Source organism: Pseudomonas sp. B329, assembly GCF_023127835.1.
Classification (GTDB): domain Bacteria; phylum Pseudomonadota; class Gammaproteobacteria; order Pseudomonadales; family Pseudomonadaceae; genus Aquipseudomonas; species Aquipseudomonas synxantha_A.
On record NZ_SPKP01000063.1, the window covers coordinates 82,547 to 97,216 of the forward strand.

Consider the following 14,670-nt stretch of genomic DNA (forward strand, 5'->3'; position numbering starts at 1 on the left):
TTTCAACGAGGGTAGGTGTACGCCCGCTCTACCTTGCATACCCGCGTGTGAAACGCTGTGTACCAAGTGGCCCGCCCTCGCTCACGCGCCTGCCGATGCTCGGCCTGCTGTTTCCAGGCCAGGATCGCCGCTTCGCTGGTCCAGTAGGACACTGTGATCCCCAACCCATCTTCTCGCGCCGACTCCACCCCGAGAAACCCAGGTTGTTCCGCCGCCAGTGCCAGCATCCGCGAGGCGGCCTCGCCATAACCCTGGTCGCCATCGGTACGCAGTGAGCTGAAAATCACCGCGTAATAAGGCGGGGCCGGTGTCTTGGCGATCATACCAATGCCCCTCGACACGCTTTGAGCAGGGCCAGTGCCAAGGGCGGGGTGATGCCGTTCAGCGCAGCGCGTTCAGGCTGGAACAGGGTGGCGACGAAGAACGGATGGTCGAGCAACTCCACGGCGCGCAGATCGCCCGCTGAATCGTGGCCGGTGGGAATCAGGTTGCCTTCCAGCAGTGCGCCAGCAAACGTGGGGTTGATGCCGTAGCGGCATCGATAGCCTTCGTGGATATCCACGCTGGCGTAGGCTTGGGCAATACGGGTGTAAGGGGCCAGGCGCACGGTGTCGTTCACTTCTACCAGGGAGCAGCTCAGGGGCGTGATGACGGCGCGTTCAGCGTCTGGAGCCAACTCGCCATGCTCTGCATCGGCCCAACCTAGTACGTTACGGGCATATTCCAATACAGCATGTTGAAAACCACCGCATGTGCCGAGGAAAGGGCGTCTTTGCTCACGAGCAAAACGGATTGCCCGCAGTGCGCCCTCGGTGTCGCGATAGGGGCTGGCGGGGACGCACCAGAAGCCGTCAAAACCGTGCAGGGCAGAGGTGCAGGTGAGTGTGTCGGTGTCGAGCCATTGCACCTGGACGCTCAGACCCAGGGCGGCGGCGGCCTGCTGTAGCGCCAGCGGGATAGCCTGGTGGGCGATCACATCAGGGTTGTAGTCGCCGACCAGGGCGAGGTGCAGGGCGGGGGCTGTCATCGTGTATGTCCCATGGCTTGTGGTGTGCTGATACCCACTATAAATTGGCGTTCGCGCAATCAATATTGGCATTTACGCACATGCTCAATGCAGTCACGCACTATCAACTTGACTACCCCGACCTGTCATTGATCCTTGCCCTGGTGCGTGGCGGCACCCTGGCGCGGGCAGCAGCGTTGCTGCGGGTGGACGTGTCTACGGTGTTCCGTGCGGTGCGGCGGTTGGAGTCGGCCCTGGGCCAGACCTTATTTGAAAAAAGCCGCGCCGGATACTTGCCCACCAGCCTGGCGAGCAACCTGGCGCAACAGGCCGAACGCGCAGAACTCGCATTGGAGGCTGCGCGCATTGGTGTGGAGCAGGGTGGAGAAGTGATCAGCGGCACCGTGCGCTTGACCTGCACCGACTCGGTGTTGCAAGGGTTGCTGCTGCCGGCCCTGGCGCAGTTCATGCCGGCCTATCCAGCACTGGTGCTGGAACTGAGCACGTCCAATGACTTCGCCAACCTCAGCCGTCGTGATGCGGATATTGCCCTGCGCCTGACCAGCAAACCGCCGGAGCATCTGGTCGGACGTTGCCTGGGAACTGTTGCGTACCAAGTGTACGCCAGTGCCGACTATGCTCATCGGCATGCAGGCCAGGCGCTGGCCGACCTGGCCTGGATCGCTCCGGACGACTTTTTGCCCGACCACCCCACGGTAGCCTGGCGCCGTGAACATTTGCCAGGTGTGCGTCCCAGTTATTGCTGCAACAGCATGCAGTCGGTGACTGAACTGGTGCGCGCCGGGTTGGGTGTGGCGGCGTTGCCGGATTTTCTAATGGGCGAAGGCTTGCAAGCACTGAGCCCTGCATTGGTAGGGCACGACACCGCGCTGTGGCTGTTGACACGGCCTGATTGCCGGGCATTGCGCTCGGTGGTCACGCTGTTTGATGAACTGGGGCGGCATGTGCGCGGGCGGCGAAGTTAGGCTTTACGCACAAACTGCGCATGCATTTCGCACGTCAGGGTCTCGATGCGCTCGGTCAGTTGCTTGGTCATTTCCGTCAGCCGGGTATTCTGCTCCAGCAGTTCCATTAATTGCTTGGTGGTCTGGGCCGCCTGGGCCTGGCGTTCGGTGTTGGCGGTGGCGAGGGCTTCGCGATGCTGTGCGTCGGCGTCGGACTGAGCTTTATCCCGCGCCGCCTGGCGCGTCTGGGCCAGCAGGATCAGCGGCGCGGCATAAGCCGATTGCAGGCTGAAGGCCAGGTTGAGCAGGATGAACGGGTAGACGTCGAAGTGGGTGACGCCGGTCACATTCAGCACCACCCACAACACGACGATCGCGGTTTGTGCGCCCAGGAAGGTCGGGGTACCAAAAAAGCGTGCGAAGGCCTCGGCTTTGAGGGCAAAGGTGTCGTTGCCAAAGGTCGGCGCCAGGTGCGCGTGACCACGGTGGAAACGCAAGTGGTCGGTGGGGGCGGATTCGGGTTTGTCTGGGGTCATGGCGGGCTCGAGTGCTTAGCGTAAAGACAACCAACACTATAGACCGAGCCCACCAGCCACCTGCATGAAGAACCGGTCAGCGATTGCCCCGGTCGTTGGCAAACGCGCTCACCGCCTGGACCGCTTCGCCGGTGCCTTCGCGAATCTGCAGGATCACCGTGCCCGCCTGGTTGGCCAGTTCTACGCCGTGGGCGGCACGGTCGCGGGTGGCGTCCATGCTGTCGATGGCTTGGCGGGTTTCGTCCTGGATCATGGCGATCATGCCGGAAATTTCGGCGGTGGAGCCGCTGGTGCGCGCCGCCAACTGCCGCACTTCATCGGCAACCACGGCAAAGCCACGGCCCTGCTCGCCGGCGCGTGCGGCTTCGATGGCGGCGTTGAGAGCCAGCAGGTTGGTCTGGTCGGCGATGCCGCGAATGGTGTTGACGATGGCGGTGATCTGCTGCGAGCGCTCGCCGAGCTTGGCGATCAGTTGCGAGGATGTGTCGATATCCCGGGCAATTTCGCGCATACCGGTGGCGGTTTTCTGGATCACCTCGGCGCCTTTTTCGGCCATCTCCTGGGTGCTCAATGACAGGTGATAAGCCTGGGCCGCGCTCTGCGCCTCGGTGGCATGTTGTTGGACCCGGGCGGTAACATCGGAGGCGAACTTCACCACTTTGCACAGGCGCCCGCTGGCGTCGTACACCGGGTTGTAGTTGGCTTCCAGCCACACCACCTGGCCGTTTTTATCCACCCGCTCGAACTGGCCATTGAACAGCTCGCCCTGGTTCAAGCGTTTCCAGAACTCGCTGTAGGCTGCACTGTTGGCCAGTTCGGGTGTGCAGAACAGGCGGTGATGCTTGCCCTGGATCTGCGCCAGACTGTACCCCATGCGCTGCAGGAAGTTCGTGTTGGCGGTGATGATGGTGCCATCGAGATTGAACTCGATCATCGCCATGGCGCGGTCGATGGCTTGCAGCTTGGCGTTGGCTTCACTTTCGGCTTGCAGGCGTGGGGTGACATCCATGGCGTACTTCACCACTTTGGTCACGTGACCGGCTTCATCGCGTACCGGGTTGTAGCTGGCTTCCAACCACACCGAATCACCGTTGGCACCCACCCGCTCAAACGTGCCCGACTGAAATTGGCCGTTGCGCAGATGCGTCCACAGTTGGTTGTACTCGGCGCTGCGGGCGAACGCGGGGGTGCAGAACATCCGGTGGGACTGGCCCAGGACCTGTTCGGCGCGGTAACCCATGGTCTTGAAGAAGTTCTCATTGGCCCGCAGCACAGTGCCTTGCAGGTCGAATTCGATGACGGCCATGGAGCGCTCGATGGCATCCAGCAGGCTGGCCTGTTGGGCAATGCTGTGTTGCAGGGTGCTGATGGTTTTCTTGTGGGTGTTAAATAGCATGTTAGAGGGCTCGGGCATGCAAGCATATGCGGTATCCATGTATTTGCGCCTGACCCCGTAGGGCCCCAGGCCTTACGGTTGACTTGCTCATTGCCAGCTTCCTGATGCTGACAGAGGGGGTGGAACAAGGGGTTCAGAGTGATCGGCCGGCCCAGAAGTTCGCTGCTTGAGCAGGGGCATTTTCGGGTAGCCGACCAATGGCGGCATTATGCTATTGCGGCAGGCCCGCCGACGAAGATTCGGACGAGGTGTTATCAGACAACTGCGGCTGAACAGGCGATCTTCGATCGCTGGTCCTGACGCGGTTGCGGCCGCTGTTCTTGGCAGCGTACAGCGCGCGATCCGCAGCGTTGAGCCACATGACCGCATCCTTGAAGGCCGGTTGAAAATCCGCCAGGCCGATGCTCAGGCTCACGCGTAATTCGGGGATCTGCGCAGTGCGGTAGCTACTGAATTTTTCGCGCATCTGTTCCATGAGTCGCGCAGCATCTTGCAAGGGCATTTTCGGAAGGATCACACAGAACTCGTCACCTCCGTAGCGGCCGGCGAGGTCTTCTTCGCGCAGGTGCTGGCGTAATTCCTGGCTCAACTGGCGCAGTACCGCATCCCCGACGGTATGGCCGTGCATATCGTTGATACGCTTGAAGTGGTCGATATCGATCAGGGCAATGGTCGCCTGGCTTTGTTGCTGTTGGCACTTATGGAACTTGAGGTTCAGCAGGTCTTTCCATGAGCCATGGTTGAGCAGGCCGGTCAGGCTGTCGATACGGCTCAGGGCGCTGAGGGCGCGTTTATGTTGCGACAGTTTGATTGCCAACTGATAACAGACCATGCCGATGGCCATCGGGTAGAGCGTCAGCATCGGCAAGCAGGTGTAGACCTCGGAAAGGCTGACGCTGGAATCGAACTTTACCCCGAACAGGCTCCAGGCTATCGCGATGCCGGCGGCTTGTGCGAGCAGCCCATGCAGGAGCAAGCGTGTGCCACCGGCAGCGACGTTATTCATGGCCATCATCGACAGAATGGTGACGGCCGTCAGTGGCGAAAACTGGGTGGCCGCTGCCCAGAAACCGCCCGACAATGAGTCATACAGCAGGTTGCGCCGTTCGGCTTGATAGGGAAACGGCGAATGGGTCGAGATCAGATAAGCCACGTGCGGCCAGGCAAGGCCATTGAACAACAACAACGCCCATACCCAGCCTGGCATTGACAAGGGATACAACGCGCCGATTACGCTGATGCTACCGATACCCAGGCCGATGATCCTTGGCTTGTAGATACGTCTGGCAAATGAAAGCCCTTTGCCTCGTCTGTTTTCCATAGTGTCCTGGGTCAGGTGTTTTTTGCAGGTGCGACAGCGTGCGTCAACGGTCGGCGTCGATGATCGGATAATAGCGGCCGATATTGTCGATTATTCCTGTAGGAATAATCAGTGTCCTTTCAGGCCATTTGCGCAAAACAGCGGGTGAATGCGCCAAAAGCGACCTTTAATGTCGCCCCGGCAACAGGTCCTGATGCAGGGGCGGGGTGCGCACTTCGTAGCCGGCGAGGAACAGGTCGATTGCAGATTCGATGACGTTAGCCTGGGCGGCCACATCGAGGGTGGGCTGGCCGAGCGTGATTTGCGGCCAGAAGGCAAAGGCCTTGAGCAGGCTCTGGATCTGGTGAGCCGCGAAAGCTGGATCGGTACAGTTGAGGCGGCCGTCTTCCTGGGCAGCGCGCACCCATTGGGTAAAACCTTCTTCCCGTGCGCTGAGGCGATTGACCATATCTTGCGCACGTTCGGGCGAATGGATGGTGGCAGCTATGGCCACGCGCGCCAGGTCGAGGAAGTTGGCGTCCGACATCATCTTCATTTTTGCTTCCAGCAACTTGCGCAGTTGATCGCGCAGCGGCTGGTCGCTGGCGTAGTTCACGTCCAGTTGGGCAACGCTGCTGGCCCACAGTTGGCTCAGGATCTCGGCGAACAGCTCTTCCTTGCTGGGAAAGTGGTTGTACACCGTGCGCTTGGAAACGCCGGCGGTGGCGGCAACTTTGTCCATGCTGGTGACCTCGAAACCGTTCTCGCGAAATTCGGCAATCGCCGCCGCCACGATGGCGTCGCGTTTACGCTCGGTGAGGCGTTTGGGGGCAGTCATGGATGGCATTCGACTCAATCAGGAAATTACACTCAGCAGTTTACTTGCTCCGGATTTTGTTGCAATCTAGAAACTACACTGTGCAGTGTAATTCTTCTTCGTACTGTAGGAGTCACTCGGTAATGGCCACGATTTCAACCCGTGTCGACCCTGCGCCTGCAGCGCTCCAGCCTGCCGGGCAGGACCAGGGGCACTTCACCAATGACGCCCCGATGCAACACGGCGGTTTTGGCAAAACCTTGCGCATTTTCTGGAACATGCTGTTCAACAAACCACGCACTACGCGGCCAGTGGGGCCGATCCCGGTGCAGCCACTGACACGCGAGCAGTTGTTGGCGGCACCCGACCACACGGTGTTCCGCCTTGGGCATTCGACGGTACTGCTGAAGATGCGCGGTAAATTCTGGGTTACCGACCCGGTATTCGCCGAGCGCGCGTCACCGTTCAGTTGGGCAGGCCCCAAGCGTTTCCACGCCCCACCTATCAGCCTTGAAGCGTTGCCACCGCTGGAGGCGGTGATTCTTTCCCACAACCACTATGACCATCTTGACCACGAGGCTGTGGTGCAACTGGCTGGTAAGACCCGCTACTTCCTGGCGCCCCTGGGCGTGGGCGAGACGCTGATCAAATGGGGGATCGATGCCAATAAAGTCCGTCAGCTGGATTGGTGGCAGGGCACGGAAGTCGATGGCATTCGTTTTATCGCTACCCCGGCACAGCATTTTTCCGGACGCGGCCTGTTTGATAGCAACCAGACCCTGTGGTGTTCCTGGGTGATGATCGACGATGCGCGGCGCATCTTCTTCAGTGGCGACACTGGCTATTTCGATGGTTTCAAGCGCATTGGCGAGCAGTACGGCCCGTTTGACCTGACCCTGATGGAGACCGGCGCCTACAACGTCGATTGGCCCCATGTGCACATGCAACCGGAGCAAACCTTGCAGGCGCATATCGATCTCAAAGGGCGCTGGTTGTTGCCCATTCACAACGGCACCTTCGATCTGGCATTCCATGCCTGGCACGAACCCTTCGACCGCATCATGGCCCTGGCCTGGGAGCGCAATGTATCGATCACCACCCCGGCGATGGGGCAGGCGTTTCGCTTGAACCAGCCCGAGCGCGGCCATGCGTGGTGGTTGGAGGTGGAGACTGAGGGTACGCAGGAGCGCCTCGCCAGCTGACAGCGATGGCCGCGGAAAAAGGAGTTTTCAAGCTGTTTCAAGGCTGCGACAGGCGCCAGTCAAGGGTGCGATGATCTCCGAGAATCTATTTTCGGGGTAGTTCCGATGGAAAGTGAATGTAGCAAATATTGGCGAGTCGGCATGGCGTGCCCATCCAAGCAATTGGCGCCGGGGCTTGAGGAGCCCGCTGCGAGTGCCCATCCTGCTACTGGCCCTACAAACTCACGCAGTATCGCTTTTGGTGCCGATCCTGCTTCGGCCACCAGCATACCAATCCCCGGCTATAACGCACCGGCTCTTCCCCTGAAACCTACGCGCGATCCCTCTTTGTCGTTGATTGCCTTGAGCGGCCTGGAGCCCTCAGGGCCGGTGATGGTCGAGGTGCCTCTGGTACAGAATAACAGCACTTTCAGCGCTGCCTCGACGTTGAGCGGCAGGCGCGTGGGGTTCGCCCAGCGGTGGGGGCATGATCAAACACCGATCGAACACGGGGTGGCATTCTTGCGCGCGTTGGATGTTCTGCGCCGGGCCGGAACCAACTTGGTGCCGGTGCCTGCGCGCCACGCCGATGATCCGCGCTCTGGCGGCAATGAAATCGATGAGCTTGTGCGCGCGTACCAACTGGACGCTCTGGTGACCGATAGCCAGAACGCCGCCTTCCACGACGCATGCTGGAGTGGCTACCCAAGGCTTAACGAACCGCTTGAGGATGGTGCAGTGTTGTGGTTCTACGGTGCGCGGTGGTCGAAGGATTCGCTTACGGCACTCGTACTGGGGTACCGCAGTGCTCGACGTCTTGTGGGAGTACAGGAGGTGCTGAACAATCCAACTGGATGAACTACCGATGTCGCGCTTCTTGGCGGGAGGGGAGTTTTTAGACTGGCGCCTGGATCAATCGGGATCCTTCGCCATTTCTTCCTCTCGCAGGAGATGTTTCATGTTTGGTATCGGCTCTGGTGTAAGTTTTTTTGTTAACTACGCACATAACACTTTACCTGTTCAATCGTCGCCAGCGATTTCAAAACCGATCCCCGCCGGGACGGAATATGCCAGTGTGCGCGAACTGGCTGAGCAGATGTCGCGACCGGGGGGCATCACCTCGCAAGGGCTGGTCAATTATTTGCAGGAGCGCATTCGCACGCTGGATCCGCAACTGAGTTCTGTTATTGAACTCAACCCGCAAGCGCTTGAAAGCGCCCGCACGCTGGACCAGGAACGGGCCAATGGCAAGGTGCGCGGACCACTGCACGGAATACCTATCTTGCTCAAAGACACCATTGAGACCGCAGGTATGCAAACCAGTGCAGGTGCCTTTGCTCTGGTAGGGGAGGCGGCGGGTAAAAACGCTCCATTAGTTGAATACCTGATCAGCCAGGGCGCCGTGATTCTCGGTAAAACCAACATGACGGAGCTGGCCGGTTTTCGCGGCGCTCCCGATGGCTGGAGTACCCGCGGTGGTCAGACTCGCAACCCACATCATCCGGACGCGCAGGTGGGTGGCTCCAGTTCCGGCTCGGCCGCAGCCGTCGCCGCAGGGTTGGCCCCCTTGGCGGTGGGGGCCGAAACCAACGGCTCGATCATCGTGCCCGCAGCATTCAATGGTGTGGTTGGGCTCAAGCCCAGCGTCGGTTTGTTGGACCGCAATGGCATTATCCCGGCTAGCCAGCACCAGGACACACCGGGCCCGATGGCACGGTCGGTGTTCGATGCGGCGCTGATGCTCAACGCCATGTCTGGCCGCGACCTCCACGATCCGGCGAGCGTGGGCGCTCCAGAAGGGGTTGATTACACGCAGTTATTGGTACCTGGTGCGTTGAAGGGCAAGCGTATTGGATATCCCAAGACGTTTTCTGCAAACGGTGAAGTTCAGGCTGTGGAAAATAGTGCGCAATTCAGCAAAGCACTGGAGGTGCTTGAGGCACAAGGGGCGGTTTTAGTGCCGATTAACCTGCGTATGGCAGATGAGTCACGCTATGAAGAACTGTTGTTATCGGATGTAAACGAAGAGTTGAATGGCTACTTGGCCAAGCGCACGGGATTGCCAGTCAAGTCACTGGCTGAGCTGATCAAGTTCAACGAAGACCGTGACGGCACGGATACCGATCATCAGCCCCTGCTCAAGCAGATCAATGCCTCCACACTGGCGCCAGAACAGCGCGAAAGGGCGTGGGAAAAACTGATCGAGGATTTTCGCAGCAGCGTGGATGAGCCGATCAAGACTTACAAACTGGACGCCATAGTGTCGGATTTTGATACCAACAGTTACTTCGGCGTAGCAGCGGCCGGCTACCCAGGTATCACCGTACCCTCCGGCACGAACGAAGACGGTTTACCCACGGCCGCCCACTTCTTCGGCACCCGTTGGAGCGAGCCCACGTTGTTGGCGGTGGCCCACGGGTATGAGCAGGCCGCACAAACGGCAACCAAGCCTGGGCTTTGATCGGTCAGGTCATTTTGCATCGCAAAAGGAGTGCCGGGCACTGAACCTGCCGGCCTGAAACTTCACGGTTTACACTCAATGCCATGGAGGGACGCCATGGCATACAGAATTCATATCCTCGGCGCAGCGGGCACCGGTTGCACTACCTTGGGCAAGGTATTGGCCGAGCACCTGAATATTGCCTGTTTCGACTCCGATTTCTATTACTGGCAGCAAACCCTCGAACCCTTTTCCATCGCCCGGCTCCGGGACGAACGCCTCCGCCTGCTGCAGGAACATACCGCCGGCCATCAAGCCTGGGTATTGTCGGGCTCACTCTGCGGCTGGGGCGACGCGATGATCCCGCTATTCACCCATGTGGTGTTCCTGCGCGTAGAACCGCAAGTGCGCCTGCAACGCCTGCGCCTGCGAGAAGCGCAGCGCTACGGGGAGCAGATCCTGGAAGGTGGCAGCCGCCATCAAAACAGTGTCGCCTTTCTCACCTGGGCCGCACGCTACGATACTGGCAATCACAGCCTACGTAGCCTGCGTCGGCATGAAACCTGGTTAAAACCGTTGAGCTGCCCGGTGATCCGGCTGGACGCTACGCACCATTCGGTTGAGGAGTTGGTGAATCAACTGACGCCGTTGTTGAACCCATCAACCGAGAAATGAGGCCTGGTGCTGTGGGCTCGGCGGTTACGGTGTCAAACCGGCGCACACTCATGCCCCACCCCGGCGCAAACCCCGGGAAGAACACCAGCCCTTGCGCCTCCAGGCAAAACGCCAGGATCAGGCGGGTTTCATCGTCGACTTCGCCGTGGGCCTCCAATTGTTGAATCGCCTCTACCGCCACGCCCGCCTGGCGAGCCAAATGTTCGCGGCTCCAGCCCAGCATAACGCGGGCCTGTGCGCAGTGTTTGGCGGTGAATTGGTGCAGGACGATCTGCTGTTCTACGAAAGAGCTCATTGCCAGAGAGGACATGGGGGTTCTCCAGGTTCGACGGGGGAGGCGCAACTATACTGTGTTTTTGTACAGTTGTTTATACCGCTCATCATCTGGATTTTTTCGTCGCTGTTTCAACGCCCAGTTATTCCATCCCCGACGCCTCCCGGATAATCAGGTGATCCAGGTTCTCGATATTCGCACTGAATACCCCGAACGTTTGCTCGGGGTTTTTCTTGCTGGGCACATGCTTGAGCTCCGGTGTCACTCCGTAGAAGAAACAATACAGCGGTCGCTCGCTGCTGGCCGCCGCCTTGATCTGCTCCAGGAAAACCGTGCGCTTGCGGTAGCTTTCGATGAGCTTTTTGTTCAGGTAGACGTTGACCGAATAAGGCTTCTTGTCGAGCCACACTTTCTTTTCGAAATCGATGCGAAAGCTGCTGGTGTAGTCTTTGATTTCCTTGATCTTGCCCCAGTAGATCAAGCCCTTGTTGTCTTGCAGGTATTCGATTTTCTTGAAGAACGACCAGTAAGTCGCCGTGTGCTCACCAATCTTCAAGGGCATGGCCTTGAGCTTGTCCTTGTCATCGATGTTCGACACATAGCATTCCACCGGATGGGCGAACACGCTGGTTTTGTCCGGGGTTGTGTCGCTGCTGACATGGGATTTCTCAACGCGATTTGAAGGCGTTTTCGTTGGCTCTTGTGGGGCGCCTCCATCGATGCCGGCAGCAGGTGTTTTACGTTCGTACTGACGGCGTGTCAGTACCAATTCCGATGGGAAGTTGTCCTCGCGCTCGTCGTCACTTTCACCGGTCGCAGCCTTTTGGCTGCTGGCATAGCGACAGCCTTCGATATGCCGGGTGCCGGGTTTGTTCTTGAAGTGTGGGGTGCGCAGGTAATTGACGTTCTTGGCGTTGAAGGTGCTCAACACATTGCCGGCATCGAACGCTGCGCGGCACGCGTCGTTGGGGCAGAGGAAGCGGTCCTTGTCGGAATCGAAGTCAGCGGTTTCGTCGAAATTCAGCTCTCGTACGTCGTAGATCGACAACTTGTCATCGAGAGCCAGGCTGTAGGCCGTGTCGAATTTCATGGGGCTCGGTCCGTGGGAATTTGGCTATTAATAGCCGGATCCTGTGTAAATATCAGCAAGAACCTGCAACGCGTCGTCCGCTCAAGAAGCCTGACGGTAAAAGCGTCTGCAACGGCTCTCGGCGTAGGCCTCAAAACCACGACGTAAACACCATTCCACTAAGATGCACGGATCAAATGTGGGAGCTGTCGAGCCCCAGCGAGGCTGCGAAGGGATCGCCTCGGTCCCCTCCGCCAACCCCACCCACCCGCATCACCGCTGCAACCGAGCCCGCTTTTTCTTCTTCGCATGAAAGTGCCGAAAATGCGCATCCTGCGCCGCCGCCAACAATTCCCTATCCCCCCGCGTATCGCCCCAGGCCCGCAGCCGATACTCGCCCAAATCCCCATACACCGCCTCAAGCCGCAGCACCTTATTCTCACAACGGCAATTATTCCCGGTGAGCTTGCCGGTCAACACCCCGTCGACCACCTCAAGCTCAGTCCCGATCAACTTGATCCCAAGCCGATCGGCAAATGGCTGCAACACCAACGCCGGCGACGCCGAGCACAACGTCACCACCGCCCCCGAGCCCAACTCCTGCTCCACCGACAACACCCCAGCCGGGCGCATCAACCGCGCCCAATTACGCTGGCAATACTCCTCGGCCTTCTGCTGCACCCACGTCTTCTGCACCCCGGTCATAAAGGTGCGAATCAACTGCGCCTTCAACTCATCCCGGCTGATCTGCCGCACCAAGAAGCGCAGCCCAGGCACCGCCAGCTTGACCATCCGGCCATAAAACTCACCGGGGCCAAAGGCAAACTTGAGGAAGGGCACGAAACTGTCGTGGTGGGTGAGGGTGCCGTCGAAGTCAAAGACGGAGAGTACTTTGGCGTCGATGGGGCCGGCTTCGAGCATGTCTGGGTTCACGGGTTGGCCTCGGTCCTATCTAGTATTTTTTGTGCGTGCATCAGGTGTGACAGCAGGAGTCTACTCCCGTGCCAATCTTCCGATTTTGGCGTAAAGCCCTTCGGTAAAAGCGTCCCGATCACTCGACCGGTGACAACGCTGATGGCAGTTGGGGCACAAGGCTACAGCATTGGTGATGCGATCCGAACCCTTCCGGGCCAGGTGCTTGACGTGATGTACTTCAAGAAAAGGCAAACCGTCGACCTCGAACGGCGCGTTTGAGCCACAGCCTTCGCAGATGCCGTTGGCTTCTTTGAGCACCCAAGCACGTACCTTTGGGTCGCGGACAAAAGCGGTGCTGACGATCGAGACTTTCTGCGGCTGGGCAATGCCGTCCGGTAGCTTAGGGAAAGGTTGTTGCTGCAGTTTGGACGCGCGGCGGATAAGCGTTTGCTCGTCTGCTGTTTGGGCTGCGTCTTCGGATTCGAATACACCCTGCGCGGCTAGGGCTTGGCGGATGCGTTGTTCGACGCCTGTGCCCACGTTCTTTGCAGGTTTATAGCCTTCGATACGGTCCCAGCCCATGCGGACGAGCACGGTGGAGATATTTTGCATGCGGAATTCGATGGAGCCCTTTGCACGGCCTGCCACCGGGCCTTCGCGTAGAAGGCGGTTTTCGAGGGCTTTGTTGAAAGGTTGGCCGCTCTTTTCCAAGGCCAACATCTTTAGGTAAGCCTCGACCGCCGCTGCCAGCTCCGAGTCGCTCCAATCCGTTTTGTCTTTCGTAATATCCATACAGCCGCCGAGGGTAGAAAACCCTCGGACGATACTGAGTAGCCATTATTGCGTCTACGAAATTTCCTACGGATCGGTCGGAGATGGCGGTCGTCTTCGTTAGTAAATTCGCTGCTTGATTCGGAAAAATTGTATGAGCTTGCGCCACCACGGCGTCTTAGCTGACTGTCTCCGGTAGGTTCTATTCACCAGCAAATACGGCATATCCCGCAGGCGTATCCAGCCTTCATCCTGCCAATGCATCAAATTCAGTGACATTTCTGGCCAGTCCAACATGCTCAACAAGGGGGCGTTCCACTGCACGGAGCTGACGCTGGTCGCGTAAGGCCGGAACCACTTCGTGAGTCAGCCAGCTTCGCAACAGACGGTTTCCTGGTACGTAGTGATAGACCAGCAACGCATAGGCGCCGGACTCACTAATCATCAGCATCTCTTCCGGTTGGCCGTGGAACAGCAGTTTTACGGTTCTCTTTTGATCTTCATCGAGCTTACGAGTAGTTCGCTCATCCAAATGCCACCCCATCAAACGCCCAAGTTCTCGAGCGCAGAACCAGGGTTGGTTTTCTAGGAGAAGAGTATGTAAATGAAGATTGTGACGAGTGAAGACGACGGCGATAAACGGTTCGGGTGCGGCTATTTCTGTGGCGGCCGGCAAGTTGGATAGATGTTGACTGGACATTCCCTATGACCTCTACGTGATTTTTGAAGGGCCAACCCAGCGTAGAGAGTGCAGTTTAAGAAACTCCAACCAGCGAACCTTCATTACCGCGTTAATTCCGCACGACTGAGACCGAACGGGATTTTTGCTGTGTGATTAAGGCTTGCTTCTACGTTGGGCGTTTCTTAGGCACCGGCTGATGAGCCTAGGTAACATCGAAATTTGCATCAACCATTCCATGGATGATCTTCTTGTAGGAAGGGGCTTGTTCTATTCATTGAGTATAAAAAAGCCCTGAACAAGTCAGGGCTCTTGAATGTTACCTGGCGTAGGAATCAATCCCAGCTCAACGCGCCGCCAGTTTGATACTCGATCACACGGGTCTCGAAGAAATTCTTCTCTTTCTTCAAGTCCATGATCTCGCTCATCCACGGGAACGGGTTAGTCGTGCCTGGGTACTCTTCCTTCAAGCCAATCTGCGACAGGCGACGGTTGGCGATGAACTTGAGGTAATCCTCCATCATCGCCGCGTTCATGCCCAGCACGCCGCGAGGCATGGTGTCGCGAGCGTACTCGATCTCCAACTGAGTCCCTTGCAGAATCATCTGGGTCGCTTCTTCCTTCATCTCGGCATCCCACAAGTGCG

16 protein-coding genes and 1 pseudogene are annotated in these 14,670 nt (G+C 58.5%); 5 read left to right on the top strand and 12 right to left on the bottom strand.

Annotated elements, in window-relative coordinates; genetic code table 11:
• Positions 1–2: 2 nt before the first annotated feature.
• Together E4P00_RS27525 and E4P00_RS27530 are read right to left on the bottom strand one after the other, a co-directional pair.
• Positions 3–323, bottom strand: a complete 321-nt coding sequence (locus tag E4P00_RS27525) for an antibiotic biosynthesis monooxygenase (protein ID WP_032879804.1) — start codon at positions 321–323, stop codon at positions 3–5.
• Positions 320–1,027, bottom strand: a complete 708-nt coding sequence (locus E4P00_RS27530) for a CTP synthase (RefSeq protein WP_032881250.1) — start codon at positions 1,025–1,027, stop codon at positions 320–322. The genes E4P00_RS27525 and E4P00_RS27530 overlap by 4 nt, the downstream gene beginning before the upstream one ends.
• An 80-nt stretch (positions 1,028–1,107) precedes the next feature.
• Between E4P00_RS27530 and E4P00_RS27535 the strand changes: the two genes are divergently transcribed.
• Complete coding sequence (locus E4P00_RS27535; protein WP_248133388.1) at positions 1,108–1,992, top strand: LysR family transcriptional regulator; 885 nt, start codon at positions 1,108–1,110, stop codon at positions 1,990–1,992.
• On the opposite strand, the gene E4P00_RS27540 is transcribed toward E4P00_RS27535, so the two are convergent.
• The 4 genes from E4P00_RS27540 to E4P00_RS27555 form a co-directional block, all read right to left on the bottom strand.
• Positions 1,989–2,507: a DUF1003 domain-containing protein gene (locus E4P00_RS27540; protein ID WP_032879806.1), complete on the bottom strand. Its 519-nt coding sequence runs from the start codon at positions 2,505–2,507 to the stop codon at positions 1,989–1,991. The two genes, E4P00_RS27535 and E4P00_RS27540, sit on opposite strands and share 4 nt — an antisense overlap.
• Before the next feature lie 76 nt (positions 2,508–2,583).
• Positions 2,584–3,903, bottom strand: coding sequence for a PAS domain-containing methyl-accepting chemotaxis protein (locus tag E4P00_RS27545; protein ID WP_122733683.1), 1,320 nt, complete (start codon positions 3,901–3,903; stop codon positions 2,584–2,586).
• 211 nt (positions 3,904–4,114) lie between these two features.
• Positions 4,115–5,224, bottom strand: a complete 1,110-nt coding sequence (locus tag E4P00_RS27550) for a diguanylate cyclase (protein ID WP_248133389.1) — start codon at positions 5,222–5,224, stop codon at positions 4,115–4,117.
• Positions 5,225–5,390: 166 nt separating this feature from the next.
• Entirely contained in the window at positions 5,391–6,041 is a 651-nt protein-coding gene (locus tag E4P00_RS27555; protein WP_032879809.1) for a TetR/AcrR family transcriptional regulator, read from the bottom strand.
• 122 nt (positions 6,042–6,163) lie between these two features.
• Here E4P00_RS27555 and E4P00_RS27560 point away from each other — a divergent pair, with 122 nt between their 5' ends.
• The 4 genes from E4P00_RS27560 to E4P00_RS27575 all read left to right on the top strand — a co-directional run bounded on the left by E4P00_RS27560 (position 6,164) and on the right by E4P00_RS27575 (position 10,316).
• Positions 6,164–7,222 carry an MBL fold metallo-hydrolase gene (locus E4P00_RS27560; protein WP_248133390.1) on the top strand — a complete coding sequence of 353 codons (1,059 nt, stop codon included), beginning with the start codon at positions 6,164–6,166 and terminating at the stop codon, positions 7,220–7,222.
• A 327-nt stretch (positions 7,223–7,549) separates the two neighbouring features.
• Entirely contained in the window at positions 7,550–8,059 is a 510-nt protein-coding gene (locus E4P00_RS27565; protein ID WP_248133391.1) for a hypothetical protein, read from the top strand.
• A gap of 100 nt (positions 8,060–8,159) precedes the next feature.
• Positions 8,160–9,662, top strand: a complete 1,503-nt coding sequence (locus E4P00_RS27570) for an amidase family protein (protein WP_216092190.1) — start codon at positions 8,160–8,162, stop codon at positions 9,660–9,662.
• 96 nt (positions 9,663–9,758) lie between these two features.
• On the top strand, positions 9,759–10,316 hold the full coding sequence (locus E4P00_RS27575) for an AAA family ATPase (protein WP_216091996.1): 558 nt from the start codon (positions 9,759–9,761) through the stop codon (positions 10,314–10,316).
• Here E4P00_RS27575 and E4P00_RS27580 read toward each other — a convergent pair.
• The 6 genes and pseudogenes from E4P00_RS27580 to E4P00_RS27605 all read right to left on the bottom strand — a co-directional run.
• Positions 10,246–10,626 (bottom strand): helix-turn-helix transcriptional regulator, encoded by a 381-nt coding sequence (locus tag E4P00_RS27580; RefSeq protein WP_032803685.1) that lies wholly within the window; start codon positions 10,624–10,626, stop codon positions 10,246–10,248. The genes E4P00_RS27575 and E4P00_RS27580 overlap by 71 nt on opposite strands.
• A 106-nt stretch (positions 10,627–10,732) precedes the next feature.
• Positions 10,733–11,680: a hypothetical protein gene (locus E4P00_RS27585; RefSeq protein WP_248133392.1), complete on the bottom strand. Its 948-nt coding sequence runs from the start codon at positions 11,678–11,680 to the stop codon at positions 10,733–10,735.
• Positions 11,681–11,932: 252 nt separating this feature from the next.
• Positions 11,933–12,580, bottom strand: coding sequence for an HAD-IB family hydrolase (locus E4P00_RS27590; protein WP_032879816.1), 648 nt, complete (start codon positions 12,578–12,580; stop codon positions 11,933–11,935).
• 72 nt (positions 12,581–12,652) lie between these two features.
• A complete protein-coding gene (locus E4P00_RS27595) occupies positions 12,653–13,366 on the bottom strand; it encodes an HNH endonuclease (protein ID WP_223017829.1) in 714 nt (237 codons plus the stop codon).
• Positions 13,367–13,465: 99 nt separating this feature from the next.
• Positions 13,466–14,045: pseudogene (locus tag E4P00_RS27600) on the bottom strand (Bro-N domain-containing protein).
• A gap of 314 nt (positions 14,046–14,359) precedes the next feature.
• Positions 14,360–14,670: ribonucleotide-diphosphate reductase subunit beta (locus E4P00_RS27605; RefSeq protein WP_186562978.1), on the bottom strand; the 311-nt coding region annotated here is incomplete at its 5' end.

Bases quoted from the DNA above. Each gene is read 5' to 3' on its own strand.
- E4P00_RS27535 (WP_248133388.1), top strand. From the start codon at position 1,108: ATGCTCAATGCAGTCACGCACTATCAACTTGACTACCCCGACCTGTCA.
- E4P00_RS27560 (WP_248133390.1), top strand. From the start codon at position 6,164: ATGGCCACGATTTCAACCCGTGTCGACCCTGCGCCTGCAGCGCTCCAG.
- E4P00_RS27545 (WP_122733683.1), bottom strand. From the start codon at position 3,903: ATGCTATTTAACACCCACAAGAAAACCATCAGCACCCTGCAACACAGC.
- E4P00_RS27525 (WP_032879804.1), bottom strand. From the start codon at position 323: ATGATCGCCAAGACACCGGCCCCGCCTTATTACGCGGTGATTTTCAGC.
- E4P00_RS27550 (WP_248133389.1), bottom strand. From the start codon at position 5,224: ATGGAAAACAGACGAGGCAAAGGGCTTTCATTTGCCAGACGTATCTAC.
- E4P00_RS27575 (WP_216091996.1), top strand. From the start codon at position 9,759: ATGGCATACAGAATTCATATCCTCGGCGCAGCGGGCACCGGTTGCACT.
- E4P00_RS27540 (WP_032879806.1), bottom strand. From the start codon at position 2,507: ATGACCCCAGACAAACCCGAATCCGCCCCCACCGACCACTTGCGTTTC.
- E4P00_RS27585 (WP_248133392.1), bottom strand. From the start codon at position 11,680: ATGAAATTCGACACGGCCTACAGCCTGGCTCTCGATGACAAGTTGTCG.
- E4P00_RS27580 (WP_032803685.1), bottom strand. From the start codon at position 10,626: ATGTCCTCTCTGGCAATGAGCTCTTTCGTAGAACAGCAGATCGTCCTG.
- E4P00_RS27570 (WP_216092190.1), top strand. From the start codon at position 8,160: ATGTTTGGTATCGGCTCTGGTGTAAGTTTTTTTGTTAACTACGCACAT.
- E4P00_RS27555 (WP_032879809.1), bottom strand. From the start codon at position 6,041: ATGACTGCCCCCAAACGCCTCACCGAGCGTAAACGCGACGCCATCGTG.
- E4P00_RS27590 (WP_032879816.1), bottom strand. From the start codon at position 12,580: ATGCTCGAAGCCGGCCCCATCGACGCCAAAGTACTCTCCGTCTTTGAC.
- E4P00_RS27530 (WP_032881250.1), bottom strand. From the start codon at position 1,027: ATGACAGCCCCCGCCCTGCACCTCGCCCTGGTCGGCGACTACAACCCT.
- E4P00_RS27595 (WP_223017829.1), bottom strand. From the start codon at position 13,366: ATGGATATTACGAAAGACAAAACGGATTGGAGCGACTCGGAGCTGGCA.